The sequence below is a fragment of the Streptomyces sp. RLA131 genome (genome assembly GCF_056270125.1).
Genome location: NZ_JBWDOQ010000002.1, coordinates 7,767,877 through 7,793,303, shown reverse-complemented (window position 1 = coordinate 7,793,303; position 25,427 = coordinate 7,767,877). Strand labels below are relative to the sequence as shown.

Annotated in this window: 23 protein-coding genes; 11 read left to right on the top strand and 12 right to left on the bottom strand. The window is 72.9% G+C overall.

Translation table 11 applies throughout. The annotated features are described in order from the left end of the window. Positions 1 to 110: 110 nt before the first annotated feature. On the top strand, positions 111 to 833 hold the full coding sequence (locus tag RWE79_RS36185) for a class I SAM-dependent methyltransferase (RefSeq protein WP_475944530.1): 723 nt from the start codon (positions 111 to 113) through the stop codon (positions 831 to 833). A gap of 28 nt (positions 834 to 861) precedes the next feature. Here RWE79_RS36185 and RWE79_RS36180 read toward each other — a convergent pair whose 3' ends face one another. Both RWE79_RS36180 and RWE79_RS36175 read right to left on the bottom strand, forming a co-directional pair. Beyond that, positions 862 to 1,551: a response regulator transcription factor gene (locus RWE79_RS36180; RefSeq protein WP_475944528.1), complete on the bottom strand. Its 690-nt coding sequence runs from the start codon at positions 1,549 to 1,551 to the stop codon at positions 862 to 864. Between the two features lie 116 nt (positions 1,552 to 1,667). Beyond that, complete coding sequence (locus RWE79_RS36175) at positions 1,668 to 2,495, bottom strand: COG4705 family protein (protein WP_475944526.1); 828 nt, start codon at positions 2,493 to 2,495, stop codon at positions 1,668 to 1,670. 119 nt (positions 2,496 to 2,614) lie between these two features. Between RWE79_RS36175 and RWE79_RS36170 the strand changes: the two genes are divergently transcribed. Next, entirely contained in the window at positions 2,615 to 3,280 is a 666-nt protein-coding gene (locus tag RWE79_RS36170) for a response regulator transcription factor (protein WP_475944524.1), read from the top strand. After that, positions 3,277 to 4,659 (top strand): ATP-binding protein, encoded by a 1,383-nt coding sequence (locus tag RWE79_RS36165; RefSeq protein ID WP_475944522.1) that lies wholly within the window; start codon positions 3,277 to 3,279, stop codon positions 4,657 to 4,659. The genes RWE79_RS36170 and RWE79_RS36165 overlap by 4 nt, the downstream gene beginning before the upstream one ends. 39 nt (positions 4,660 to 4,698) lie before the next feature. On the opposite strand, the gene RWE79_RS36160 is transcribed toward RWE79_RS36165, so the two are convergent. From RWE79_RS36160 to RWE79_RS36145, 4 genes are all read right to left on the bottom strand, one after another. Continuing rightward, complete coding sequence (locus RWE79_RS36160; RefSeq protein WP_475944520.1) at positions 4,699 to 5,496, bottom strand: COG4705 family protein; 798 nt, start codon at positions 5,494 to 5,496, stop codon at positions 4,699 to 4,701. A gap of 89 nt (positions 5,497 to 5,585) precedes the next feature. Beyond that, on the bottom strand, positions 5,586 to 6,101 hold the full coding sequence (locus tag RWE79_RS36155) for a flavin reductase family protein (protein ID WP_475944518.1): 516 nt from the start codon (positions 6,099 to 6,101) through the stop codon (positions 5,586 to 5,588). Then, positions 6,101 to 8,296 carry a tetratricopeptide repeat protein gene (locus RWE79_RS36150; protein WP_475944516.1) on the bottom strand — a complete coding sequence of 732 codons (2,196 nt, stop codon included), beginning with the start codon at positions 8,294 to 8,296 and terminating at the stop codon, positions 6,101 to 6,103. Before RWE79_RS36150 ends, RWE79_RS36155 begins: the two co-directional genes overlap by 1 nt. 11 nt (positions 8,297 to 8,307) lie before the next feature. Further along, positions 8,308 to 9,468 (bottom strand): hypothetical protein, encoded by a 1,161-nt coding sequence (locus RWE79_RS36145; protein WP_475944514.1) that lies wholly within the window; start codon positions 9,466 to 9,468, stop codon positions 8,308 to 8,310. Between the two features lie 365 nt (positions 9,469 to 9,833). Between RWE79_RS36145 and RWE79_RS36140 the strand changes: the two genes are divergently transcribed. Further along, a complete protein-coding gene (locus tag RWE79_RS36140; protein WP_475944512.1) occupies positions 9,834 to 10,409 on the top strand; it encodes a flavoprotein in 576 nt (191 codons plus the stop codon). Here RWE79_RS36140 and RWE79_RS36135 read toward each other — a convergent pair. Continuing rightward, positions 10,380 to 13,334, bottom strand: coding sequence for a helix-turn-helix transcriptional regulator (locus RWE79_RS36135; RefSeq protein ID WP_475944510.1), 2,955 nt, complete (start codon positions 13,332 to 13,334; stop codon positions 10,380 to 10,382). The two genes, RWE79_RS36140 and RWE79_RS36135, sit on opposite strands and share 30 nt — an antisense overlap. 168 nt (positions 13,335 to 13,502) lie before the next feature. Between RWE79_RS36135 and RWE79_RS36130 the strand changes: the two genes are divergently transcribed. Further along, positions 13,503 to 14,270: an SDR family oxidoreductase gene (locus tag RWE79_RS36130; RefSeq protein WP_475944508.1), complete on the top strand. Its 768-nt coding sequence runs from the start codon at positions 13,503 to 13,505 to the stop codon at positions 14,268 to 14,270. 33 nt (positions 14,271 to 14,303) lie between these two features. On the opposite strand, the gene RWE79_RS36125 is transcribed toward RWE79_RS36130, so the two are convergent. Continuing rightward, complete coding sequence (locus RWE79_RS36125) at positions 14,304 to 15,044, bottom strand: SAM-dependent methyltransferase (protein WP_475944506.1); 741 nt, start codon at positions 15,042 to 15,044, stop codon at positions 14,304 to 14,306. Positions 15,045 to 15,156: 112 nt separating this feature from the next. Here RWE79_RS36125 and RWE79_RS36120 point away from each other — a divergent pair, with 112 nt between their 5' ends. Then, entirely contained in the window at positions 15,157 to 15,363 is a 207-nt protein-coding gene (locus RWE79_RS36120; RefSeq protein ID WP_475944504.1) for a hypothetical protein, read from the top strand. 138 nt (positions 15,364 to 15,501) lie between these two features. Here the strand turns inward: RWE79_RS36120 and glpK are convergent, their stop codons facing one another. Together glpK and RWE79_RS36110 are read right to left on the bottom strand one after the other, a co-directional pair. Then, the gene (glpK, locus tag RWE79_RS36115; protein WP_475944502.1) at positions 15,502 to 17,019 is read right to left on the bottom strand and encodes a glycerol kinase GlpK; all 1,518 of its coding nucleotides are present in this window, start codon (positions 17,017 to 17,019) and stop codon (positions 15,502 to 15,504) included. Between the two features lie 47 nt (positions 17,020 to 17,066). Then, positions 17,067 to 17,912, bottom strand: coding sequence for an MIP/aquaporin family protein (locus RWE79_RS36110; protein ID WP_475944500.1), 846 nt, complete (start codon positions 17,910 to 17,912; stop codon positions 17,067 to 17,069). A gap of 323 nt (positions 17,913 to 18,235) precedes the next feature. Here RWE79_RS36110 and RWE79_RS36105 point away from each other — a divergent pair, with 323 nt between their 5' ends. Beyond that, the gene (locus RWE79_RS36105) at positions 18,236 to 18,559 is read left to right on the top strand and encodes a hypothetical protein (RefSeq protein WP_475944498.1); all 324 of its coding nucleotides are present in this window, start codon (positions 18,236 to 18,238) and stop codon (positions 18,557 to 18,559) included. Here the strand turns inward: RWE79_RS36105 and RWE79_RS36100 are convergent. Further along, complete coding sequence (locus RWE79_RS36100; RefSeq protein WP_475944496.1) at positions 18,538 to 19,092, bottom strand: HAD domain-containing protein; 555 nt, start codon at positions 19,090 to 19,092, stop codon at positions 18,538 to 18,540. The two genes, RWE79_RS36105 and RWE79_RS36100, sit on opposite strands and share 22 nt — an antisense overlap. A gap of 352 nt (positions 19,093 to 19,444) precedes the next feature. Here RWE79_RS36100 and RWE79_RS36095 point away from each other — a divergent pair, with 352 nt between their 5' ends. Beyond that, complete coding sequence (locus RWE79_RS36095) at positions 19,445 to 19,993, top strand: lamin tail domain-containing protein (protein ID WP_475944494.1); 549 nt, start codon at positions 19,445 to 19,447, stop codon at positions 19,991 to 19,993. Between the two features lie 131 nt (positions 19,994 to 20,124). Here RWE79_RS36095 and RWE79_RS36090 read toward each other — a convergent pair whose 3' ends face one another. Then, positions 20,125 to 21,609, bottom strand: a complete 1,485-nt coding sequence (locus RWE79_RS36090; protein ID WP_475944492.1) for a PucR family transcriptional regulator — start codon at positions 21,607 to 21,609, stop codon at positions 20,125 to 20,127. Between the two features lie 204 nt (positions 21,610 to 21,813). Between RWE79_RS36090 and RWE79_RS36085 the strand changes: the two genes are divergently transcribed. From RWE79_RS36085 to RWE79_RS36075, 3 genes are all read left to right on the top strand, one after another. Beyond that, the gene (locus tag RWE79_RS36085) at positions 21,814 to 23,352 is read left to right on the top strand and encodes a purine-cytosine permease family protein (protein ID WP_475944490.1); all 1,539 of its coding nucleotides are present in this window, start codon (positions 21,814 to 21,816) and stop codon (positions 23,350 to 23,352) included. A gap of 44 nt (positions 23,353 to 23,396) precedes the next feature. Then, positions 23,397 to 23,840: a YybH family protein gene (locus tag RWE79_RS36080; protein ID WP_475944488.1), complete on the top strand. Its 444-nt coding sequence runs from the start codon at positions 23,397 to 23,399 to the stop codon at positions 23,838 to 23,840. A gap of 76 nt (positions 23,841 to 23,916) precedes the next feature. Next, positions 23,917 to 25,353 (top strand): gamma-aminobutyraldehyde dehydrogenase, encoded by a 1,437-nt coding sequence (locus RWE79_RS36075; RefSeq protein ID WP_475944486.1) that lies wholly within the window; start codon positions 23,917 to 23,919, stop codon positions 25,351 to 25,353. Positions 25,354 to 25,427 lie beyond the last annotated feature (74 nt).

Here is a 25,427-nt window from a genome sequence, read left to right as displayed (position 1 = left end):
GCCAACTCCTCGGTGTCCTCGGTCATCTCGGTGTCCTCGGCCGGCCCCTGGGCGGCCGGTTCCGCGGACCGGGAGCCAGCGTAGACGCCCCTCCGCAGATGTGTCTCGACATGAAGAAGCTTGACATGGAGATACCGCGCCGGGGAGGGTGGACACACCGGCCCCGCGACGCGCGGAGGAGCACTCCGATCGACACCGAGACCCTGGGCGCCTACGACCGCGAGGCGCACGCCTTCGCCGAGGACTGGGAGGAGGGCCAGAGCCCCCCGGCCGACCTTCGGGCACTGATCCGGCGCTTCTTCTCCCCCGGCCCCACCGCGGACATCGGCTGCGGCAGCGGCCGGGACACGGCCTGGCTGAACGCCAACGGCTTCCCCGCCACCGGATACGACCCCTCCGAAGGGCTCCTTGCCCAGGCCCGCCAACGGCACCCCGAAGTACCGTTCGTGGCCGCCGCCCTGCCCGGCCTCACCGGAGTGCCGGACGGCGGCTTCACCAACGTGCTGTGCGAGACCGTCGTGATGCATCTGCCGCCCTCGGAACTGGCCGCCTCCCTGGACCGGCTCATGGCGCTGCTCGCCCCCGGCGGCACGCTCTTCCTGAGCTGGCGCGTCGCCGGGGAGGGCGGCCCGCGCGACGAGCACGGACGGCTCTACGCCGCCGTCGACCCCGGCCTGGTCCGGCAGCGGCTGTCGCCCGCCGGACCGCTGTACGACCAGGAGTCGGTCAGCGAGTCCTCCGGCAGAAGGGTGCACCGCCTGGTGGCCCGCAAACCGCGACCCGGTCCGGGTCAGGGGCACGGTCCGGGGCCGGTCCTCACCGGCGGAGGGTGAGCCGACGACGGCGCCGCCGCCCCGCGGGTCATGGCTCCCTGAGCGTGTAGCCGACCCCGCGCACGGTGTGGATCAGCGGCGTCAGGCCGGGGAGGTCGGTCTTGCGGCGCAGATAGCCGATGTAGACGGTGAGGTTCTTGGAGCGGGGCCCGAAGTCGTACCCCCAGATCCGCTGGTAGATCGTGCCGTGGTCCAGCACGATGCCCGCGTTGCGGGCCAGCAGTTCCAGCAGGTCGAACTCGGTACGGGTCAGGTCCAGTTCCTGCCGGCCCCGCCAGGCCCGCCGTGCGGACGGGTCGAGCCTCAGGTCGGCGGCCTCGACGAGGCCGGCCTCCGCCGGCCCGGCGCCGGGGGCGGTCCTGCGCAGCAGGGCACGCAGCCGGGCGAAGACCTCCTCGACCTCGAAGGGCTTGGCCACGTAGTCGTCCGCGCCCGCGTCGAGCCCGGCGATCCGGTCGGCGGTCTCCACCCGGGCGGTGAGCATGAGCACCGGCGTACGGTCGCCCTCCGCGCGCAGCACCCGGCACACGGCCAGGCCGTCGATGCCGGGCATCATCACGTCCAGCACGACCACGTCGGGCCGCTCCCGGTGCACGACCGCCAGCGCCTCGATGCCGTCGGGTACGGCGGTGACCCGGTATCCCTCCAGCTCCAGGGCGCGTTCGAGCGACTTACGGATCGCCCGGTCGTCCTCGGCGAGCAGCACGGTGTTCGTCACCCGGCCAGTGTGCACCGGCCCGCACGGCCACCGAGCCGTCGCGGCACGGCGGCCGGCGGTTCTCACCTTCCTCTCGCCCTCCTCCTGCCCTCGCGCGGGTCCGGGTCCGGCGTCAGTCAGGCCGCGACGTCCTTGCGGGTCACCGCCAGGCAGCCGACGAAGGCGAGGATCGCGAGCGTCCAGTACAGCGTGACGGGGCCCAGACCCAGACCGAGGCCGCCGCGGCCGGCCGGTACGGCCATCCCGTCCGCGAGGGAGGCGCCGAGCGGGCGGGTCACGACGTAGGCGCACCAGAAGGCCGTGATCGCGTCGAGGCCGGACCACCGGTGGGCCAGCGCCGGTACGGCGATCGCCACGGCGAAGATCAGGCCCGAGCCGAAGTACCCCAGGCCGGGCGTCGTCGCGGTGAGGTCACCGGCGGCGGTGCCGAGCGCGAAGGTGGCCAGCACCGCGGCCCAGTAGAACAGCTCCCGGCGCCGGGTGCGGATGCTGTGGACGGACAGTGTCCGCTCGGCGGCGTACCAGGCGGCGAAGACCCCGGCGAGCGCCGCCGTGAAGACCGGGGTGGACACCAGATAGGGGATGCCGAGCCCGACGTGCAGGATGTCCGCGGCCATGGTGCCGAACACGCTGACCATGGCGACGGCCGTCCAGTAGATCCAGGCCACATAGCGGCGCACGGCCAGTTGCAGGGCCAGCGAGGCGGCCAGGCCGGCCGCGCCGAGGCCGACCGCCGGCACCGGGCCGAGCACATGGGCGAGGTAGTCGGAGGCCGTCTCGCCCATGCCCGTGGTGAGCACCTTGACGATCCAGAAGTAGACCGTGATCTCCGGGACCTTGCTCATGGCGGCCTGCCGGACCCGTACCCGCACCGGAGCCTGGGCCTGGGTCTGGGCCTGGGCCTGGGCCTGGGGCCCGTCCTGCCGGAGTTGCCCTGTCGCCACATCTGCCCCTCTCACCACAGCCGTCACGAGCCAGCAGTGTCCGGTGCCGAACCTGTACGCAACCTGAACGCCCCGGCCGCAGCGCCGGGCGGCGTCCCGGCACGGGTGATACTGGGCCGGTGACCGCCCATCGCGTGCTGGTCGTCGAGGACGACCACGGACTCCGCCAGATCCTCGCCCGCGGCCTGCGCGAGGAACACTTCGACGTGCTCACCGCGTCCGACGGGGCGAGCGCCCTGCGGACCGTGCGCGACCGGGTGGACGCCGTGGTGCTGGACATCGGGCTGCCCGACTCCGACGGGCGGGACGTGTGCCAGGCGATGCGCGCCTCCGGCATCGACGCCCCGGTGGTCTTCCTCACCGCGCACGACAACATCACCGACCGTCTCGCGGGGTTCTCCGCCGGCGGCGACGACTATCTGGCCAAGCCCTTCCACCTGTCCGAGCTGGCCGCGCGGGTACGTGCCGCCCTGCGCCGGGCCGGGCGCGAGCCCTCCGTGGAGGTCGAGGAGCTGCGGCTCGACCCCGTGCGGCACGTGCTTGAGGTGAAGGGAGCGCCGGTGACCCTGACGCCCACCGAGTTCCGGCTGCTGGCCTGTCTGATGGCCTCCCCCGGCACCGTCGTACGCCGACGGGTGCTGCTGCGGGCGGCCTGGCCCGAGGGAGCGCAGGTCAGCGACAACACCCTCGACCAGTACCTGGCGCGGCTGCGCCGCAAGCTGCGCGAGGCGGACAGCCCGCGCGGCATCGGCACCGTACGGGGTGTGGGTTACCGCTTCGCATGAGTCCGCGACCGCCACTCCCGTTCCGTGTCCCCCGCCCCGCCACGCTGCGCGGCCGGCTGGCGCTGCTGGCCCTGGCCACCACCGCGGCCTGGGTCCTGCTGCTGACCCTGGCCTTCAACCTCGCGCTGTCCGCGCGGCTGCGGCAGCAGGCCGACGAGCTGCTGCGGACCCGCGCCACCGCCGTGGCCGCCACGGTGGAGGCCCGCCCGGACGGCAGCCTCGTCGTCCACGAGCCCGCCGACGACCGTGCCCTGGACATCGGGGTCTGGATCTACCAGGGCCACCGGGTCGTCGAGCGGCCCACCGTCTCCGGCGCCCCGCGCACCGCCGCGGACCGGCTCGCCGGCCACGGCCCGGCGTTCGCCCGGACCGCCGAGCCGTACGCCTCCCGGCTGTACGCCCTGCCCGTCCGCTACGGCGACCGTCAGGTGGGGACCGTCGTGGCCTCGGTCGGCCTCGACGCCTACCGCAGCACCGCCGACGCGGCACTGGCCGGTTCGATCGGGCTCTCCCTGCTGCTGCTCGGCGGGATATACCTGGTCACTCGTACGGTCGTCGGCCGGGCACTGCGGCCGGTCACGGTGATGAGCGCCCAGGCCGCGCGGTGGAGCGAACGCGGCGCCGCCGAACGGTTCCGCCTCGGCACCTCGGAGCCGCCCGCCGAACTGTCCAGCCTGGCCACCAACCTCGACGAACTCCTCGACCGGCTGGCCGCCGTCCTGCGTCACGAACAGCAGCAGTCCGCCGAGCTCTCCCACGAACTGCGCACCCCGCTGGCGCGGATCACCGCCGAGACCGACTGGCTGGCGGCCCGCCCCCGCGACGCGGCCGAGCAGCGGGCGTCCCACGAGGCCATCGCCGCCGCGGCGGCCCGGATGCGGCGGATCTGCGAGAGCCTGCTCTCCGAGGCCCGCACCCGCAGCGGGCAGCTCCCCGGCCGCTGCGCCCTGCCGGAGGTGGCCCGTGACCTGGCCCGGCGCAGTGCCGAGGACCATCCGGACGCCCCGCGCGTCACGGTGAGCGGCACCGACGCCACGGCGGGGGTCTCCGCCGCCCTGGCCGAACGCGTCCTGGCGCCGCTGCTGGACAACGCCCGCCGCTACGCAGTCCGTACGGTCACCGTCGAGTGCGAGCAGCTCGCCGGGGCCGTCCGGGTCGTCGTGCGGGACGACGGCCCCGGGGTGCCGGAGGACTTCCGTACGGCGGTCTTCGAACCCGGCCGCCGCGCCGACCCCGCGGACGGTCACGACGGCGCGGGCCTGGGCCTGGCCCTGGCCCGCCGGCTGGCCCGGGCGGCGGGCGGCGACATCGCGCTGGCCGGCCCGGAGCAGGGCCCGGCGGGCGGCGCCGAGTTCACGGTCACCCTGCCCGCCGGGTGACGGCCGGTACGGCGCGGGCGCGGCACCGGCGCGGCGCCCTCAGCGCGGGTCGGCCGGTGCCACGTCCCGCCGGGTGACGGTCAGGTGGAGGACCAGGGCCAGGATCGTGACGAGGAACAGGAAGCTGGTCCCGACGGTTCCCAGGCCCAGTCCGCCGTCGCCGCGCGGCTGGGAGAGGTAGTCACCGATCGAGGCCCCGAACGGGCGGGTCAGGACATACGCGATCCAGAACGCCAGGACGGCGCCCACCCGCAGCCATCGACGGGCCACCGCGACAGCCGCGATCAGCGCGCCGAACAGGACCGCCGACACCCCGTAGCCCAGCTCCAGCCGCTCCGCCGCGAGGTCCCCGGCCGAGGTGCCCAGGGCGAAGGTGAACAGGATCGCCAGCCAGTAGAAGCCCTCCCTGCGGGCCGTCCGGATGCTGTGGATGGACAGCGTCCGCTCACTGGCGTACCAGGCCCCGAACGTCACCGCCAGGAGCACGGCGAAGACCGGCGTGGTCACGGTCAGCGACACCCCCAGGTTGTCCGTGAGGTTGTCGCTGACCAGGGTGCCGACCACGCTGATCAGGACCACCGCGAGCCAGTAGACCCCCGGCACGTAGGCCGTGGCCCTGAACTGGAAGACCAGGGTGACCAGCAGCAGGACGGTCATGAGGAGGGAGGTGACGGTCAGGCCGAGACCGAGGTTCTCGTTCAGGAGATCGGCGGCCGTCTCACCGACCGTGGTGCACAGGATCTTGATGATCCAGAAGTAGAGGGTGACTTCGGGCACCTTGTTCAGCATCTGCCGGCCGCGGGACACGGCCCCGCGCTCTTCGGTATGGGTCGTCATGGCAGGTCACGCTGGCACGGCCCACCTGAACACGACCTGACTGCCGACCTCACTGCCGACCTGACTGCCGACCCGACTGCCGACCGCGGTCAGCGCCCCGGCCGGAGCGGCAGGCAGGCACCGCCGAAGCGGAGCAGCGGGGCGAGTTCGCGGCCGGCGCCGCACCGGCGCGGACCGCCCAGGACCAGGACGTGGTCGGCCGCGACGACGGTGTCCTCGACCCGGCACACGGCCGTGGCCAGCGCCTCGTCCAGCAGCGGCACACCGTCGACGAGGTGGTGCGGGACACCGGCGAACCGGTCGCCGGGCGCCGTGGCGAACCGTTCGGCCAGGGCGCCCTGGTGACCCTGGAGCACGCTGACCCCGAACGAGCCGTGCGCCCGCAGCGCGGCGAGCGTACGGCTGTCGCGGCCCAGCGAGACGAGCAGCAGCGCGGGCCGCAGCGAGACCGAGGTGACCGCGGTGACCGTGCACCCCACGGGCCGGTCCGCGGCGCGGCTGCCGACCACGGCGACGCCGGTCGCCCAGGCGCGCATGAACAGGTGGAACGCGTCCTGGCCGGCGGCCTCGGCGGGGCCCCCTTGGCGGGCCTGCGGAAGGGACATCACGCCGCTCCGGCCCGCTCGGCCGGCCCCGCGACCGCGAGGGCGGCGGCGTCCTCGTCGGCCCGGGCAGCCGCCGGGTCGCCCAGTTCCCGGTGGCACTGCGAGCGCAGCCGCAGCAGTTCGCCCGTGACGGTGCCGCCACCGTCGGGACCGTCGGTACCGGTGAGGTCGAGGGCCCGGGTGTAGTCCTCGACGGCCGCCGCCCACCGGCCCGCCGCCTGGTGCGCGTAACCGCGGTTGTACCGCAGGTCGGGGTTGCCGGGCGCGGCCTCCACGGCCCGGTCCAGGTCGCGTACGGCGGCGTCCGGGCTGCCGGCGTCGAAGGCGAGTGCGGCGCGGCAGGCCAGGGCCGGTACGCAGCCGGGGTCCGCCTCCAGTGCCTGGTCGAAGTCGCGGCGGGCCTGGTCGGGGTGGCCGGACTCCAGCGCGAGCAGGCCGCGGATGTGCAGCAGGCGGGCGTCGCCGGGGTGGAGCCGGAGTCCTTCGAGCAGCAGCTCGGCGACCCCGTCCGGCTCCCCGGTCTCCAGGAGCAGGCCGGTGAGGTTCACCCGGGCGTCGAGCTGGTCGGGTTCGAGTTCGATGACGCGCGCCAGGTCGGCGACGGCACCGGCGGTGTCGCCCAGCCAGGCCCGTAGGTCCGCGCGGTTGAAGTGCAGCTCCCAGAAGGGCGGGGTGAGGGTGATCGCGGTGTCGTAGTCCGCGAGGGCGGCCGCGGTGTCGCCCATCCGCTGGAGGAGGTCGGCGCGGTCGAAGTAGTAGTCCGGGTAGTTGGGGTCCAGCCGGATGACCGTCGTGAAGTCGTCGAGGGCGTCCCGCAGCCAGCCGAGCGCCACATTGACCCTGGCCCGGTTGTGGACCAGGACCGAGCGGTGCAGTTGGTGCCGGTCGGCGGGGAGTTCGGCGTCCAGGCGTTCCAGTCCGGCGGTGACCAGCCGGTGGGCCTCGGGGAGGTCGCCGAGGTGCATCTCGACCAGGGCCAGCCCGTTCTGCTGGAAGACGGTGTGGAAGGACCGCTGGGCCGGGTCGGGCAGCAGCGAGGCGATGGTGATCGTGTTGCTGAGGTAGGCCTTGGCGAGCCGGTGGTCGCGCAGGGGCTGGGGATGGATCCGCGTGTAGAGCATGGCCAGGGCGTAGCCGGTGAAGATCTGGGCCATGGGCACGGCGTAGTGGCCCCGCACCTCCACGTACAGCGACTCGGCCTCGGTGCTGCGTCCCAGGAGTGCCAGGGCGGTGGACATCTTGCCGGTGAAGTCCCAGTACGACTCGGCCTGCGCGTCGCGGTCGACCACGGCCCGGGCCCGTGGGACGTAGTCCAGCAGCGAGTGCCAGAACCCCATGCCGGCGCAGTAGTAGACGGCGTCCAGCAGCGCGCCGCCGCCGGCCTTGGCGGGGTCGGCGCCATGGGTCAGGTGGTACGGCACCGCCCCGAGACGGTGGCTCCGGTCGCCGTGGTGCAGCAGATGGGCGGCGCGTTCGTCGTGGAGGGCGGCCCGGGTACGCGGGTCGGCGTCGAGGTAGGCGGCCCGTTCCCGCGGGTCGGCGGAGGTGCCGTCGGCGTCGACATAGGCGCGGAGCAGCTGTTCCGGGTCGCGGGACGGCCCGCCGGCGGCGTCGGAGGCGGCGTCGGAGGCGGTGGCGGCGTCGGAGGCGGGCGGGGCGGCCGGCGGGGCGGGGCGCGCGTACCGGGCGAGCGCGGTGGCCAGCACCTCGGCCGGACGGGCGCCGCGGGTGCTCACCGAGACGCTGACCGGGCTGTCCTGGGTGCGCCGGATCAGGATCGCCAGGAACTCCTGGTCGGTGTGGTCGGCCTCGTCGGCATCGGTGAACGACAGCGACAGCGGGCCGGGGCCGCTCAGTGCGGCGTAGCTGTGCAGGAACTCGACCAGGCCGTGGGCGATCCGGCGGGTGCGCACCACCGGGTAGAGCCGGGTCTGTTCCTCGGGGACCGCCAGCGAGGTCAGGGTCTCGCGTGCGGCACCGATGTGGTCGCGCAGCTCCGGCGCCACCGACAGGATTTCGATGGCGTGCTCGCGCACCAGCTCCGGCCGGCGCTCGTACACCCCGGGCACCAGCGCCCTCATGAGGTTTCCGGTCCCGGTGTACGGTCCGCGCAGTCGCCGATGGCAGCTGACCGCCACGTCGGCCGGCGCGTGCTCCTGGGTCTCGGGGCCGGAATGCCACCGGTGGGTGTTCATGGGGACTCCCTTCATGATGCGGATGTGCCGGCCCGGGCCGCGCTGCGGCGCGCGAGCAGGGGCAGGAGGGCGAATTCGAGGACGAACAGGGAGAGCGCCGTGGCCGAGTCCCAGAACCGGGCTCCGCTCGCGGTGCCGTCCGCCAGGTGCGTACCGAGCCGGGTGACGAAGCCCACGACCAGGGGAATGCCCGCCAGGGCGGCTGTCGCCAGGAGGAACCCGACGCCGCCGAGGGTCAGCAGGGCGAACCAGGGGGCCATCAGCCGGTCGCGGGGCGACCACGCCGACTCGTCGACGGCGGCCGGCGGGCGGACACCCGGCAACCGGCTGAGCGTGGTGCGCAGATGGGCGGAGGCCGCCTCGTGCAGATTGGTGCACCCCGCCATGGTCGTCAGCACGTAGTACAGGTCGGTGCGCAGGAAGATGAAGAACTGCCAGGCCAGCCGCAGCAGGATCGTGTACGCCACGGCCAGGGCCGGGCCGGTGCCCCAGGAGGGTCCGGCCGCCGCCCACAGCGTCAGCGCGCAGAACGCGAGCACGTCGGCGAGCATCCCGGCCAGGAACGGCAGATACCGCTGTCGCCTGGGGACGCCGTACAGCCCGTCGAGGTGGGCCTCGACGACGACGAAGTACAGGCGCCGGCCCACGGTGAGCCGGGTCGGCACCCCGAGTCTGCGCCCGGCCAGCACATGGAACCCCTCGTGCCAGGCCACGGCGGGCAGTTGGACCAGCAGCAGGGTCAGCTGTACGACGACGAGCGAGGGCGAGAAGAAGACATGGCCGGGCTGCGGGCGGACCTGGGGGGATGTCACCGTCACCACGGCGCAGGCGATCACCAGGGCGGCGTAGACGATCCAGGCGGGCGGCGAGAAGGCCGCCCCGGCGAGCCGCCGGAAGCGCGGCTCGGGGGCCGTGGCGGGTGCGTCGGCGCCGTCCCGGACGAATCCGAGTTCGTGCATCGTCGCGATGAAGTCGGCCATGTCGACGGACTCGCCGAACTCGGAGCGGTACCACAGGGCGGCCTGCGACGCCGGCATGCCGGCGGCCAGTTGCCGCAGCAGCGCCGCGCCGTCGTCGGGCAGCACGGCGTACGACTGGGTGTCGGACCGGCCGACCACGACGCCGTCGGGTTCGTCGACGAAGGTCAGCGGGTGGAACTCGATGTCTGACATGGGCGCCGTGGGCCTCCTCACCCGGGTCGAAGGAGAAGGGCCCGTCCCCGTACGGTGGTGACACGGCGTGTACGGGCACGGGCCGTTGTCGTCAGCAGCCGCTGAGGGTGTAGATCGAGGCGGACGACGTGAGCTTGATGGATCCGGTCTTGCGCACGGAGATCTTCTTCATCTGAATCACCTCCTTCACTCGGTTTCGACGGTTCCGGCGGTGTCGCCGCGGAAGCGGCGTCGGCTTGACACTGTCATCGGCGCCACAGGTCCGGCATGGGGGAAACGCCCCCGTATTCGCCGTGCGCCCGGGGGCCGGAAATGGGGGTCGCGCCCCCATGCCGGACCGGGCCGGGGTGAGGATGCTCGACCCCATGCGAGATGACGCCCTGTCGGTGATCGCCTGCGGATCCAGCGCGGCGAGCCAGCTCCCGGCCTACCTGACCTGGTTCCGCCAGGAGATCGACCTCGGACTGCGGGTGCTGCTGACCGGCAGCGCCACCCGGTTCGTCCAGCCCCAACTCGTCGCGTGGTACGCCGACGAGACCTACACCGGCGACGATCCGGCGCTCAATCCCACCGAGTTCGCCAAGCGGTCGGCGGCCATCGTCGTCCTGCCGGCCACCGCAAACATGGTCGCCTCGGCGGCCCTGGGTCTGGCGGCGACACCGGCGCAGACCGTCGTCCTCGCCGCCGAACAGCCCGTGCTGTTCTTCCCGAACATGAACCGCGCCATGTGGGAGAAGGCATCGACGCGCCGCCATGTGGCGACGCTGGAGGCCGAGGGCCACACCGTCGTGCATCCGCGCGAACAGGTGGTCTTCGAACTCTGGCGGCGCGAGAACGTCCTCGGCATCTCGATGCCCCCTCCGGACGAGGCGACCGAGACGGTCATCGCCTGGTGGGAGAAGAACGCGGGGTCAGTCCCGCCCGACGGAGGGCAGCCGTGAGGCGTACGCGCACAGCGCCGCCCGGTTGGGCTGCTCCGTCTTGGTGATGAGGCTCGCGACATGCTTCTCGACGGTGCGCGGAGAGATGAACAGCCGGCCGGCCAGGCCACGGTTGTCGGGCCGGTCCACCAGCAGTCGCAGCACCTCGTACTCCCGCCGGGTCACGCCGAGCAGGCGTAACGCCCTGGGTATGAGCTCGGTTTCGGCGTGCTGCGGCACGACCGCGCCGGTGTGCCGCAGCAGGCCCCGGCAGGCCGCCGCCACCGCGGGCACCCCTGCCTGGTGGAAGTGCTCCTCGGCCCGCCGCAGCCAGCCGACCGGCTCGCCCCAGCCGTCGGTGTGCGCCGCCTCCGCGACGAGCCGCAGCCCCAGGTGCGCGGCCATCGGGTAGGGCCGCGCCAGCACCTGCGCGTCGGCCACGGCGGCGGCGGCCTCGTCACCGCGTCCCCGCCGGCCCAGCAGGACCGCGCGGGCCAGGGTCACGAACTGGTGGTTCCAGCGCATCCGGGCCGCCTGCGACGCGGTGACCTCGCCGTACCGGGACCGGCCGGCCTCCCCGGAGAGCACCTCCAGCAGCAGGGTCAGACCGTGCCGGCCCGCCAGCGGACAGGGTGCGGCGCTCACCGCCTCCTGGGCGGCGGCCCGGCCCAGCTCGTCCCGGGCCAGCCCCCGGTCCTCCTCCAGCAGCGCGCACACCGCGCCGCCCAGCCCGTACGTCAGCGCGGACAGCGGTGACCGGGGGCCGCCGCCCAGGGCCCTGAACTCCCCCAGCGCCCGGTCCAGTTCGCCGCGCCGCCCCTGGTGCCCGGCGCCGACCACCCGGATCACCGCCAGCCGGCGCGCGCCGGCGGCGGGCATCAGGCCGCCGCCCTCCCCGGAAGGGCTCCCGGCCACCCGCCACGCCGCCGCGTACTCGCCGCGCAGCACCTGGTCCAGTGCCAGCCGGACGCCCGCCGCGTGCCGTACCGTCGTCGCCCCCAGCCGCCGGGCGTGCCGGCCGACCCGGAGCAGCTCGGTGGGGTCGCCGCTGAACAGCCACTGCTGTACGGCGGTTTCGAGGGCGGCGTGCAGGCGCCACAGCGGCACGTCGTGCTCGTCGGCGAGGGTCCGCATCCGCCCGAAGCACCGGGCCGCCTCGTCGTCGCCTTCCGGTGCCTGCCGGGCCAGCGCGCCACGGATCCGCCAGGCCCGGCAGGCGGCGTCCGGCGGCCCCGACCGTTCGGCGAGATCGGTGGCCCGTACGGCGAGCTGCCGGGCCCGCCCCGGTGCGTGGGCCTCCAGCAACTGGGCCTCGACGGCGTCCACCGGCGCGCTGTGCCGGTCCTGCGCCCGCGCGCCCAGCAGGGCTCGCGCGGCGTTCACCTGGGCCAGCCCGTCGTCCCAGCGCTCCTCGGCACAGGCCAGCCGGGCCAGCCGGACGTGCAGGGCCGCGACCCGGGCGCTGTCCACGCCGGGGCCGGCGAGTTCGTCCAGCGACTCGGCGAGCTGCCGACCGTGCCCGGCCTCGTCGCTCTCGTCCAGCGCGGACAGCAGCCCGTCCAGGACGTCGCAGCGCAGCTGTGCGTCATCGGAGTCGTCGGCCGCCTCCCAGGCCTGTTTCAGCAGGCCGGACGCCTCCTCGGCGCGCCCGGTGGCCAGGGCCCGCCGGCCTGCCTCGGCGTACAGCCGGGCGGCGCCGTCGGCGTCCTCGGCGCGGCGGCTGAGCGCGGCTGCGAAGCGGCACCACTCCCCCGGCAGCCCCGGGTGCAGTTCCTCGGCCACCTCCGCCGCCCGGCGGGCGACCGCAGCCCGTTCCGTCGGGATGAGCTGGCTGAGCAGCGCGGCCGGAGTCACCGGGGCACGGAACGCGTACCAGTCGGAGGTCGGGCCGTCCGGGGTGAGCAGGCCGGTGGCGACCGCCGCCCGCAGGGAGTCCAGGGCGTCGGACTCGGTGATGTCCAGGGACCGCTGGAGGACCGAGACGGGGAACCGGACGCCGATCACCGCCGCGGCCGACAGCAGCCGGTGGCCGACAGGCCCGAGCCGCCCGGCCCGCCGGGCGATGCTCCGGCCGACCGCGGAGGGGATCTCCGTACGGACGCCGTCCACCAGCCGGTACCCCTGCGGGCCGGCGACCAGTGCCCCGGCACCGACCATGGTGTGCAGCAACTCCTCGGCCAGGAAGGGGTTTCCGCCGCTGTCCCGGCACAGCCGGTCGACCGCGTCGTCCGGCAGGTCCGCGGCGTCGACGCCCAGTTGGGCCGCGGCGAGCCGGCGCACCTCCTCCCTGCCGAGGCGGCCCAGCCGCATCAGCACGCAGCTGCGCCGCCGGGCCAGGGCCTGCGCCAGATCCCAGCAGGGGCCCGGTCCATGACGGACCGTCACCAGCAGTGCCATACCCTGCTCGGCGATGTTGTCGGCCAGGTACTCCACCACCGCCAGCGTCTGCGGGTCCGCGTCATGGAGGTCTTCCAGGACGAGCAGACAGCCGCGTCCCGCGCCGTCGGCGCAGACCAGGCGCAGCACCGACTCGGCGAGCAGCACCGGGGAATCCCCGCCGGATCCGCCGGACCCGTCAGACCCGCCGGACCCGCCGGACCCGTATTCGGGAATCAGCCGGCCCAGGGCCTCCCGGTACGGTTCGAGCCGCCGGCCGTCCGGCCCCCGGCCGTGGCGGAACAGACAGGCCAGTGCCTCGGTCAGCGGTCGCAGCGGTGGCGCCGGACAGGTCGGGCTGGCCCGCCCCCGGAGCACCCGCATCCGGTGGGCGCTCCCCAGGGCGGCGGCCTCCAGGGCCAGTCCCGACTTGCCGATGCCGTCCTCACCGGTCACGAAGAGCGCGCGGCCCCGCCCTTCGCGGGCCCCGCGCAGTGTCTCCTCCAGTACGTCCCGCTCCACGCCCCGGCCGACCAGGGCGGGCCGGCCGAGTGCCCCCGTTGCTCCCACGCGCTCCTCCTTGCCTCCTGCTGACCGACGGTGGGTAGCGTGCGGCGCGGGCCGCGGACCCGTCGCGCCCCGTTCCGCTCAGCGGACCAGGTCCGGTCGGTGACGGTTCGCCGGCCGTCTTCCGGGCACCCGCCGGTTGTCGGAGACACCGCGCGCCGGGAGGCCGTCATGGCGAAGCAGGACCGCAGACTCCAGGACCCCGTCATCGGACCGGGGCTGCCGGGCGTCGTGCCCGGCACCGGCGGGCTGCTGCGGGACCGCAAGGCGCTGGTGACGGGTGGCGGCTCCGGCATCGGCAGGGCGGTCGCCGCCGCCTTCGCGTGCGAGGGCGCCGATGTCGCGTTCGCCTACGCCCCGGAGGAGGAGGAAGAGGCGCGGGTCACGGCCCGCCTGGTGGAGGACGCGGGGCGTAAGGCCGTGCCCGTGGAGTGCGACATCCGCGAGGAGGTCCAGTGCCGCAGGCTGGTCGAGCAGGTCGTCGAGGAGTTCGGCCGTATCGACATCCTGGTCAACAACGCCGCCTACCAGCAGTCGCAGCCGGCCGGCATCGGCGCGATCAGCACGGAGCAGTTCGACCGGGTCATGCGCACCAATCTGTACGGCATGTTCTGGCTGACGAAGATGACGCTCCCGCACATGCCCCGGGGCGGTTGCGTCATCAACTCCGCCTCCGCGCAGGCGTACCGGCCCGATCCCGACCTGCTGGACTACGCGATGACGAAGGGCGCCGTGGCCACCTTCACCCAGGGGCTGGCCCGGATGCTGGAGTCCGACGGTATCCGCGTCAACGCGGTCGAGCCCGGCCCGGCGGACACACCGGTCCCCCCGGCGGGGCCCGCCGAGTGCGCCACCACCTATGTCTTTCTCGCCTCCCCGCAGGCCAGCGGCGTCACCACGGAGATCATCAACGCCACCGGGGGCACGCCGCTGCCGTGAACCGGGCTCCCCGGGCCGCCGCGGCGCGGCCGGTCAGCCGGCGGGGGTGCGGCGCAGCACCAGGCTGACGAAGCCCCAGGTGTCGCGGTAGCCGCGGAGCCACTCGGCCCGGTGGGTGCCGGCCGTGGCCAGGGCGTGGGGACTGCCGGGGTCGGCCGGATGGTCCAGGGCCCAGGTGGCCAACGACCCGGTCCAGGACCACTCGTACGCGTCGAGTTCCTGACGGGTGCTGACGTGTCCGTGGACCGGTGTCCAGCCGTCGGCGACGACCCGGTCGAGGGTGGTCGCCAGGTCGGTGAACTCCCCGAGCATCTCCACGGCCTCCGGCGAGGGTTCGCGTTCCCAGAATCCGTCGCCGATCAGGACGCGTCCGCCGGGCGCCAGGTGGGCGCGGGCCGCCGCGAGGGTGGGGAGCGGACCGCCGAAGGCGTGCGCGGCCCCGGAACTGAGGACGAGGTCGTAGGAGTGCGGGGAGGTGAAGTGCGCGGCGTCGTGGTGGTGCAGGGCGAGTCGCTCGTGAACGCCCAGTGCGGTCGCGGCCTCGCGGGCCCGGTCAAGGGCGCCTTGCGAGATGTCGACGCCCTCGGCCCGCAGGTGCGGGTGGGTGACCAGGGCGCGAAGGAGCCATTCCGCGCCACCGCAGCCGAGGTCCAGCACCCGCCGGGCACCGCTGGGGATGGCGTGTCCGAGCAGTTCGCGCACCGTGTCGTCGCCGACGGGGGACGCTATCGGATGACCGGCATGGGCGAGTACGGAGATCGTTTCACGGTTCACCGCCGCAGCGTGGCAGTGCGGCTGACCGGGCGCATCCGGTTTTCCGTGCCCGGCCACCCGGGCGGGGGCGGTCGCCGTGCGCCCGGCGGGTTGGATGCCGCAGGCTGGGCCCATGGGTGAGAGTCGAATAGTTGTGCAGCCGCCGTCCCCCTCGGGCGGGCGCCGGGTGCGGGTCGACGGGACGGTCCTCGGGCTGGCCCACAGCCGGCGGGACCTGCTGGAGTTCCTGCGCCGGGCAGGCCTGGACCCCGACACGGTGAGCCTGGACGAATCCGGGCTGATCGAGTGGCGGGGCGGCGGTCCGGACGTGTGGACCTGACGCGCGCCGGGGCGGGGCGGGCCCGCACGGATGCCTCCGTGGGAACCCGCCCCGAGTCCGATTGCCGCTGCGGACGCGGTGATGTGCGGTGCGGTGATGTGCGGTGCGGTGCGGCTTCGGCTGCGGTCGCGGTCGCTCCTACTGGACGTCCACCCAGTCCAGGGTGCGTTCGACCGCCTTCTTCCAGCCCGCGTAGGCCTCCTCGCGCCTGTCCTCGCTCCACTGCGGTTCCCAGCGCTTGGACTCCTGCCAGTGCGATCGCAGTTCGTCGGTGTCGCGCCAGAAGCCGGTGGCCAGTCCGGCGGCGTAGGCGGCGCCCAGGGCGGTGGTCTCGGCCACGACCGGGCGGCTGACCGGCACACCGAGGACGTCGGCCTGGATCTGCATGCACAGGTCGTTGGCCGTGACACCTCCGTCGACCTTCAGTACGTCGAGGTGGACCCCGGAGTCACGTTCCATGGCCTCCACCACGTCACGGCTCTGGTAGCAGATCGCCTCCAGGGTGGCGCGCGCCAGATGGCCGTTGTTGTTGAAGCGGGCGAGGCCGACGATGGCGCCCCGGGCGTCGGAGCGCCAGTACGGGGCGAACAGCCCGGAGAACGCCGGCACGAAGTACATGCCGCCGTTGTCCTCCACCGTGGCGGCGAGCCGCTCGCTCTCGGCGGCGTCGCCGATGACCTTCATCTGGTCCCGCAGCCACTGCACGGCCGAGCCGGTGACGGCGATCGAGCCCTCCAGCGCGTACACGGCGGGGCTGTCGCCGAACCGGTAGGCCACCGTCGTGAGCAGTCCGTGCTGGGAACGGACCAGCTCGGTACCGGTGTTGAGCACCAGGAAGTTGCCGGTGCCGTACGTGTTCTTCGCCTCGCCGGGGGCGTAGCAGACCTGGCCGACCGTGGCGGCCTGCTGGTCGCCCAGGACGCCGGTGATCGGGATCGCGCCGCGCAGCGGTCGGGAGGTGCGGGTGCGGCCGAACGCCTCGGCGTGGGAGGAGGGGTTGATCGTCGGCAGCATGGCACGGGGGATGCCGAAGATCTGGAGGAGTTCGTCGTCCCAGTCCAGGGTCTCCAGGTCCATCAGCATGGTGCGGCTGGCGTTGGTGACGTCGGTGGCGTGAATACCGCCGTCGGGGCCGCCGGTGAGGTTCCACAGCACCCAGCTGTCGGTGTTGCCGAAGAGCGCGTGGCCCTGCTCGGCGGCCTGGCGTACACCGTCGACGTTCTCCAGGATCCACTTGATCTTGCCGCCCGAGAAGTACGTGGCCGGCGGCAGACCAGCCTTGCGCCGGATGACCTCGCCGTGGCCGTCGCGTTCGAGGGCGGCGGCGATGGAGTCGGTGCGGGTGTCCTGCCAGACGATGGCGTTGTAGTAGGGCCGGCCCGTACGGGGGTCCCAGACGACGGTCGTCTCGCGCTGGTTGGTGATGCCGATCGCGGCGAGATCGGCCGGGTCGAGGTTGCCCTGCCGCATCGCGTTCTGAATCACCGAGTTGGTGCGCTCCCAGATCTCCACCGGGTCGTGCTCGACCCATCCTCCGCGCGGCAGGATCTGGGTGTGCTCCAGCTGGTACCTCGACACCTCGCTGCCGTCGTGATCGAAGATCATGAATCGGGTGCTGGTGGTCCCCTGGTCCACCGCTCCTACGAAGTCAGCCATGCCTTCTGCCTCTCTGGGTACGGGCGGGCGGGCGCCGGGCGCCGGGATCAGGACTCGTCGGCCACCGGGACACGGCCGACCTCCGGCATCTCGCCGGGGAAGAGGTAGCGGCCGACGAAGAGCTTGTACAGCGCGGCGCCGATCAGGCCGCCGACGAGCGGCCCCACGATGGGCACCCAGAAGTACAGTTCGCCGTACTGGTCCCGCCACGCCCCGCCGTAGCCGGTGATGTACTGCGCCAGCCGCGGGCCCAGGTCGCGCGCCGGGTTGATGGCGTAACCCGCGTCCGTACCGAAGGCCATCCCGATCGCCACCACGACGAGGCCGATGATGAACGCCCCGAGGTTGGCCCCGGGAGGTGTGTTCAGCAGGTCGGTGATGGCGAAGATCAGCAGCACCAGCAGCGCGGTGCCGATCACCTGGTCCCGCAGCGCGCCCCATTCGCTCACCGGCAGGGAACCGTTTCCCGGGAGGGTGGAGAAGACGAACTGTGTCTTGAGGGTGTGCCCGGGGTCGGACTTGCCCAGGACCTCCGTGTAGTTCCAGCGCACCAGCAGGGCCGCCACGAAGGCGCCGGCCACCTGCGCGAGGGAGTAGGGCACGACCTTCTTCCAGGGGAAGCCCTTGAAGGCGGCGAGCGACAGGGTGACCGCCGGGTTGAGGTGGGCACCGCTGAGACGTGCGGCGACGTACACGCCCAGGGTCACGCCCAGGCCCCAGGCCCAGGCGATGCTGTCGTGACCGCCAAGCCCCCCGGGGGGCTTGGTCAGGGCACCGCCCGCGACGACCTGGGCGACCACCCCGAGTCCGATCAGGATGAGGACCATCGTGCCGGCGAATTCCGCGGAGAGCTCCTTGAAGAGCCCTGCCGTGCGTCGTTTGCGTTCAGCCACGAGTGCCCACCTTCCCGAACGGTTCCGGTGACGCCCGGCGGGAGTCACTTCCACCCATCGTGTGCAGCGGCGGCCCCGGCCGCCTGTCGGTGCGGCCGTTCGGGTGCCCCGGGCGGGACGGCGTCCTCCGGCGCGGCGTGACACTTCGACCGCTCGGTACCGGAATCCGATGCCTTGACACCGGACCCTTTTCGAAAGACCGGCATCATGGATCACCTTTTCTTTTGTCCGGTGAATCCAAACGTGCCGACCCGCCGTCTGCGATAACGTACGGGCAGTTCAATTCACATACGGCCGCAGCACGGAACAGGAAAGGCGACGGCATGACGCCTGAATTCAAAGAACGAGCAGCAGCTCATAAGGCCGTCCTCCTGGGCCGCTTCAAGAAGCTGCCGTTTCTCTGGAAAGCCGCCGTCGTGGCCGTACTCGCCATAGCGGGCTACTTCGTGGCGAAATTCGTCCTGGCCCTGGTCATCAGCCTTGTCATGACGGTCCTTGCCATGGTCATTTTTCTGCTCATGCCGGTGATTCTCATCGCCGGCCTCGCGGGCGGCGGCGGGAAAGGCAGCAGCAGCGACGACCAGTGGTACGAGGACAATGACCCGCGCGGCCGGGGCGGCCACCATCACGGCGGCGTGCATTTCTGAACCGGCGAGGACGGAAACCACGCCCTGAGCACGGCATAGTCGGCATCGGTGAGCCCCCGGCGGGGGTCGACACGATGGAGCAGGGCCCGTCCCGGATGGTGCGCGGCCACCCAGGCCCGGTCGACATCGGTGATCTCGTCGTCGACCCAGGCGAAGGCGCGCCCCGCCGCCCAGCCGACGAGCGCGCGGGTCTTCCAGTGCATCCCGCCCGGCCCGTCGCGTTCGTCGGCCTCGCAGGGCTCCGGCCAGACCACCACGGCCATCGGCGGCAGGCCGATCCGGGGCGCGACGCACTCGTTCGCGTCGTCCATCCAGGTGGTGGCCCAGACCAGGTCGCACGGCAGCGCCGCCAGCCTGGCCCCGTGCCGGGGATCGATCCTGTCCAGAAGCGGATTCGAGGCGGCCCCCGGTCCGCCCGGACGGGTCCGGTACGTCGGATGCCCGTCCGGGTACTCCGGCGGCGGCGCGCCGAAGGGAATGAGCGGTCCGTCGACATCGAGGAAGAGCAGCGGACGCTGAGCGGAACCATGCACGACCCGCACGATAGCGACTCGCCCCGCCCGGCCCGGACTCGCGACGGGCACCCGCGTCGTTACGTTCGCCGTACGCCGCCCGGGGGATGGCGCTGGGGTGGCGTGCGGGGTGGCCCGGGGTGGCGTATTCGCGCAGGTGGGCGGTGCACCAAGGGTGCGTGCATGGGGCACCCGGTTTCACGGCGACGGGGACCCGGATAGCTGTGGCGTACAACAGCACGTTACCGACATGTCCGCATTCGGTAACGCGCGCCGTTTTATCCGGCGTTCGCGGCGCGAGGTGGGACAGAGTCATGCCCATCGGCACACAAGCCGTGAAATTCGCACAACCGCACCAAACGGAGGGGTCATCATGTCCCGTAACGCGCAGCGTCTCACCGCCACCTTCCTGGCCTCAGGCGCCCTGATGGCGGCCGCCGCCCTGCCCGCGACCGCCGCTGACCACGACCACGGCCGGCACCTGCCCTACCGGACCGCCGTGAGCATCGGCGCGGTCCAGTACGACAGCCCCGGGCCCGAGAACCGCTCCATCCGCAGCCTGAACAGCGAGTGGGTCACCGTCACCAACAACAGCCGCTCGGGCGTGAACCTCGACGGATGGACGCTGTCCAACTCCGGCCACCGCAGCTACCGCTTCCACGGCCTGCGGCTCAGGGGGCACGAGTCGGTGCGCGTGCACACCGGCAACGGACGCGACACCAACCGTGACGTGTACCAGGACCGCCGCGACTACTTCTGGAACAACTACTCCGACACCGCGACCCTGCGCAACGACCGCGGCCGCACCGTGGACACCGAGAGCTGGGGCCGCCACCACGGTGACCACGACCACGGCGACCACGACCACGGCGACCGCGGCGACCGCGGCGGCCGTGGCGGGCACGACGGCCGTCGCGGCTGACGCCGGGCGCTCGGCTCCCTCAGGCGGGTAGGCGGGACGGGCGCGTACAGCGGGTGAGGCGGGTGGTGACCGCGCGGGTCACCGCCCGCTTCCGCGTGCCCGGCGCCGCCCCCGGTGGCGGTCAGCCGCCGTCACGGGGCGCCCGCATCCGCGCCGGAGTCGTCACCGTGGGTGAGTCCGAGCTGGCCGGCCGCCCGCAGCGCGAGCCAGACCTCGGCGAAGGCGGCGGTCGAGGAGACATCGCGCCCGGTCAGCTCGGAGAACCTGCGGAGCCGGTAGGCCAGGGTGTTGGGGTGGATGTGCAGCGCGGCGGCGGCTGCCTCGGTGCGGCGGTCGCGTTCCATCCAGGTCCGGACGGACGCGAGCAGCCGGGAGTCGTGGGAGGCGTCGTAGCGCAGCACCTCGCCGATGACCTGCTCGACCAGCAGGTTCAGTACGGCCGGGTCGTCGGAGAGCCATCGCCCGGTGGCGTCGTCACCGTAGGCGACGAGGGGGCGGCCGGACTCCGCCGCCTGGGACACCGTCCACAGCGCCTCGCGGCGCGCGATGCGCAGGGACTCGCCGGGCGCGAAGGGGCGGCTCATTCCGGCGACGACACCGGGAAGAGCGGCGACGGCCGTGCCGAGGTCGGGCCGGCCGAGGATGTACCGGTCCTCACCCCGGCTGAGCAGCAGATGCGGATGCTGGTCCAGGCTCCGCAGCAGGGTGTCGTCGTCCACTCCCCTGACCACCATCAGGACGATGTCCCCCTCGATGGCGTGGCGGCTGAGCCGTCGGCGGGCCGCCGCCGGATCCAGTACGTCCTGCAGCAGCTCGGCCAGGGTCTCGGCGCCCTCGCGGCGCAGCGTCTCCCGCTCGTTGCGGCCCATGGCGAGCTGCAGTGCCGCCACCGTCGCGATGTGCTGGACCACGGCGAGCCCGGCGGGGCGGGCGCCCTCGCGTTCGAAGGCGACCAGGAAGCCCGCCGCGCCGCCCGGCGCCGGCACCGGCACCGCGAATCCGCCGGGGATGGTGGGCGGGGCGTCCGGGGAGGCGGGGAGCACCGAGGGGTCGGGGGCGGGGACCCCGGGCAGCAGCGGGCGGCCCTGGGGCGTGCACAGGAAGACCTCGTAGCCGGAGAGCCGTTCCAGCCGACGGAAGAGCATCGCGTTGTCCAGGCCCTCGGAGGTCAGCCAGCGCAGCGCCCCGAAGACCTGGAGCTGGGCACCGAGCCGCTGCCGCGCGTCCTCCTGGACGGCGGCGGCGATCTCCTGGGCGACTGCGATGAAGGGCACCGCCAGCGGCACTTCCAGCAGCGGCATGCCACGGTCCTCGGCCGCGTCGAGGAAGGCCTGGTGCAGCGGCGGTACGTGCAGCTGGGCCGAGAGGGCCAGCGCGGAGACCCCCGCGTCGTCGAGCCGTTCCAGGTACGCGCGCTGGCCCTCCGGCGAACGGGGGATCGCCAGCCCGGCCGTCATGATCACCTCGGCGCCCAGCAGCCAGGGCGTCGGGTCGTCCAGCTCGCTGACATGCGCCCAGGAGACCGACCGCCCCAGGCCCGCCGCTCCCGCCAGGAGCCGGAGCTGCAGGGCGGGGAAGGAGAGCAGATCCTCGACGGTCACTTTGTTGCCGGCCACAAAGCACAGGGTAACTCTTCGTCAAAGCAACGATTGCGATCCGGTCCCCGGGCCGCACAGACTGGGGAAAACCCACCCGCAGAGCAGCCCCGTCGATCACGGGCAGCAGCTCACCGGGCCGTGGAGCAGGGCATCCGCAGGCACACCCCCGGCGCTCACCCACCCCGGCACAGCCGCCACCGTCCCCGCTCCCCTGGAGAAACCGTGTCGACATCGGTCACCGAAATCGAGCAGTACGGCGTCGAGAGAATCCCCGACGAGGACCGCACCGCCAGCCCGCTCGACCTCTTCCGGCTCGCCTTCGGCGGCGCCAACACCTTCGCGACCTGCGTGCTCGGCGCCTTCCCGATCCTGTTCGGCCTGTCCTTCAAGCAGGGCCTGGCCGCCACCGTGCTCGGTCTGGTGGTGGGCGCGCTGATCCTGGCGCCGCTGGCCCTGTTCGGCCCGGTCAACGGCACCAACAACGCCGTGTCGTCCTCGGCGCACCTCGGGGTGCACGGCCGGGTCGTCGGCTCCTTCCTGTCGCTGCTCACCGCGATCGCGTTCTTCTCGATCTCGGTCTGGTCCTCCGGCGACGCCCTGGTGGGCGGCGCGCACCGGCTCGTCGGCACCCCGGAGTCCAACGTCTCGTACGGCGTCGCCTACGCGCTGTTCGCCGGGCTGGTCCTCGCGGTCTGCGTGTACGGCTTCCGCTTCATGCTGCTGGTCAACAAGGTCGCGGTGGCCGCCGCCTCGGCGCTGTTCGTACTGGGCGCCTTCGCCTTCGCCGGTGACTTCGACTTCGGCTACCCGGGGGCCTTCGCCTCCACCGCCGACCCGCTGTTCTGGCCGTCGTTCATCGGCGCCGCGCTGATCGTGCTCTCCAACCCGATCTCCTTCGGCGCGTTCCTCGGCGACTGGTCCCGCTACATCCCCGCCTCGACGCCGCGCCGCCGGGTGATGGGCGCCGCGTTCTTCGCCCAGCTCGCCACCCTGCTGCCGTTCCTCTTCGGTCTGACCACGGCCTCGATCATCGCCGCCAAGGCGTCCAAGTACGTCGACCCGGCCGCGCCCAACTACGTCGGCGGTCTGCTGGCCATCTCCCCCGGCTGGTACTTCCTGCCGGTCTGCCTGATCGCCCTGATCGGCGGCCTGTCCACCGGGACGACCTCGCTGTACGGCACGGGCCTGGACTTCTCCAGCGTCTTCCCGCGCTTCAACCGCGTACAGGCCACGTTCTTCATCGGGGTGCTGTCGATCGGCTTCATCTTCCTCGGCCGGTTCGCGCTCAACCTCACGCAGAGCATCTCCACGTTCGCGACGCTGATCATCACCTGCACGGCGCCCTGGATGGTGGTCATGACCCTCGGCTACGTCACCCGTCGCGGCTGGTACGACCCGGAGGCCCTGCAGGTGTTCAACCGGCGCCAGAGCGGCGGCCGCTACTGGTTCGCCCACGGCTGGAACTGGCGCGGGATGGGGGCCTGGCTGGTGGCCGCCTGTGTGGCGCTGCTCTTCACCAATCTCCCCGGCCAGTTCGTCGGCCCGCTGGGTGACCTCGCCGGCGGCGCGGACATCTCGCTGCCGGTCGCCCTCGTCCTGGCGGCCGCCCTCTACCTGGGGCTCCTCGCCGCCTTCCCCGAGCCCCGCGGGGTCTTCGGCCCCGCCGGCCCGCGCCTGGTCCGCGCCTCCGCCGCCCCGGTGCGGCCGATCGTGGGCCCGGGCGCCGAGGACGCCGCCCAGGAGCCGGCCGCCGCCCGGTGACGCCGCCGCCCCGTACGCACCCGCCCCAGGAACGGAAGCCCGACATGACCGACACCACCAGCGCCGCCCCCGCCCCGGCCGAGGCCGAGGTCCGGACCGCCGCTGACGCCCTGGTCGCGGCCTTCGCCGGAAACCTCCTCGACGACTACTTCGGCGCCTTCGCCCCGGACGCGACCTTCGTCTTCCACACCACCGCCGAACGGCTCAACTCCACCGCCGAGTACCGCGCGCTGTGGCGCAGTTGGGTGGACGAGGACGACTTCCGGGTGCTGGGCTGCGTCTCCTCCCGGCCGCTGGTGCGGCTCTACGGCGACACGGCGGTCTTCAGCCATCAGGTGGAGACGCGGATCTCCACCCGCTCGGGCGGCCCGGAGACCCTGCGGGAACGCGAGACCATCGTCTTCAGCCGTCATGGCGGCGACCGCTGGCTTGCCGTGCACGAGCACCTGTCCCCGGCGGCGGCGAGCGAGACCACGACCGACGTGTGACGGCCGGTCCGTCCGGCCGCCCCGATCCAGGACCACCGAACCAGGACCACCGAACCACCCACAGGGAGAGGTTGCAGTGAGCGAGCTCCGTACTCTGCGCAACTACGTCGACGGAGAATTCCGCGACGCCGCCGACGGCCGGACCACCGACGTGGTCAACCCGGCCACCGGCCAGGTCTACGCGACCGCGCCGCTGTCCGCAGCCGCCGACGTCGACACCGCCATGGCCGCCGCAGCCGCCGCCTTCCCCGCATGGCGCGACACCACACCCTCCGAACGCCAGAAAGCCCTCCTGAAGATCGCCGACGCCATCGAGACACGCGCCGACGAACTGGTCGCCACCGAGAGCCAGAACACCGGCAAACCCCTCGCCCTGACCGCGAGCGAGGAAATCCCGCCCATGGTCGACCAGATCCGCTTCTTCGCCGGCGCCGCCCGCCTCCTCGAAGGCCGCTCCGCAGGCGAGTACATGGACGGCATGACCTCCATCATCCGCCGCGAACCCGTCGGCGTCTGCGCCCAGGTCGCCCCCTGGAACTACCCCATGATGATGGCCGTGTGGAAGTTCGCCCCCGCCATCGCCGCCGGCAACACCGTCGTCCTCAAACCCTCCGACACCACCCCCGCCTCCACCCTCCTGCTCGCCGAAATCATCGGCGACATCCTGCCCCCCGGCGTGTTCAACGTCATCTGCGGCGACCGCGACACCGGCCGCACCATGATCGAACACCCCGTCCCGGCCATGGCCTCCATCACCGGCTCCGTCCGCGCCGGCACCCAGGTCGCCACCTCCGCCGCGAAAGACGTCAAACGCGTCCACCTCGAACTCGGCGGCAAAGCCCCCGTCCTGGTCTTCGCCGACACCGACATCGCCAAAGCCGTCGAGGACATCACCGTCGCCGGCTACTTCAACGCCGGCCAGGACTGCACCGCCGCCACCCGCGTCCTGGTCCAGGACACCATCCACGACGAATTCCTCACCGCCCTGACCAAAGCAGCCGCCGCCACCAAAACCGGCCCCGCCGACGACGAGAACGTCCTGTACGGCCCCCTCAACAACGCCGCCCAGCTCGCCCAGGTCACCGGCTTCATCGACCGCCTCCCCACCCACGCCAAAATCGAGACCGGCGGCCACCAGGTCGGCGACCAGGGCTACTTCTACGCCCCCACCGTCGTCTCCGGCCTCCACCAGGACGACGAGATCATCCAGAACGAGGTCTTCGGCCCCGTCATCACCGTCCAGAAATTCACCGACGAGGACCAGGCCCTCACCTGGGCCAACGACGTCGACTACGCCCTGGCCTCCTCCGTCTGGACCAAAGACCACAGCCGCGCCATGCGCCTGTCCAAAAAACTCGACTTCGGCTGCGTCTGGATCAACACCCACATCCCCCTCGTCGCCGAAATGCCCCACGGCGGCTTCAAGAAGTCCGGCTACGGCAAGGACCTCTCCGCCTACGGCTTCGAGGACTACACCCGCATCAAACACGTCATGACCTCACTCGACGCCTGACCCGGACATCCGTCGCGGGCCCGCGCGGTGCGGGCCCGCGGTGCTCGGCATCGCTTGCCGGCACGCGCTGGGTG

Excerpts from the sequence above, each read along its gene's own strand:
- RWE79_RS36185 (WP_475944530.1), top strand. The coding sequence starts at position 111 with ATGAAGAAGCTTGACATGGAGATACCGCGCCGGGGAGGGTGGACACAC.
- RWE79_RS36165 (WP_475944522.1), top strand. The coding sequence starts at position 3,277 with ATGAGTCCGCGACCGCCACTCCCGTTCCGTGTCCCCCGCCCCGCCACG.
- RWE79_RS36160 (WP_475944520.1), bottom strand. The coding sequence starts at position 5,496 with ATGACGACCCATACCGAAGAGCGCGGGGCCGTGTCCCGCGGCCGGCAG.
- RWE79_RS36155 (WP_475944518.1), bottom strand. The coding sequence starts at position 6,101 with ATGTCCCTTCCGCAGGCCCGCCAAGGGGGCCCCGCCGAGGCCGCCGGC.
- RWE79_RS36150 (WP_475944516.1), bottom strand. The coding sequence starts at position 8,296 with ATGAACACCCACCGGTGGCATTCCGGCCCCGAGACCCAGGAGCACGCG.
- RWE79_RS36145 (WP_475944514.1), bottom strand. The coding sequence starts at position 9,468 with ATGTCAGACATCGAGTTCCACCCGCTGACCTTCGTCGACGAACCCGAC.
- RWE79_RS36140 (WP_475944512.1), top strand. The coding sequence starts at position 9,834 with ATGCGAGATGACGCCCTGTCGGTGATCGCCTGCGGATCCAGCGCGGCG.
- RWE79_RS36130 (WP_475944508.1), top strand. The coding sequence starts at position 13,503 with ATGGCGAAGCAGGACCGCAGACTCCAGGACCCCGTCATCGGACCGGGG.
- RWE79_RS36120 (WP_475944504.1), top strand. The coding sequence starts at position 15,157 with ATGGGTGAGAGTCGAATAGTTGTGCAGCCGCCGTCCCCCTCGGGCGGG.
- glpK (WP_475944502.1), bottom strand. The coding sequence starts at position 17,019 with ATGGCTGACTTCGTAGGAGCGGTGGACCAGGGGACCACCAGCACCCGA.
- RWE79_RS36105 (WP_475944498.1), top strand. The coding sequence starts at position 18,236 with ATGACGCCTGAATTCAAAGAACGAGCAGCAGCTCATAAGGCCGTCCTC.
- RWE79_RS36095 (WP_475944494.1), top strand. The coding sequence starts at position 19,445 with ATGTCCCGTAACGCGCAGCGTCTCACCGCCACCTTCCTGGCCTCAGGC.
- RWE79_RS36080 (WP_475944488.1), top strand. The coding sequence starts at position 23,397 with ATGACCGACACCACCAGCGCCGCCCCCGCCCCGGCCGAGGCCGAGGTC.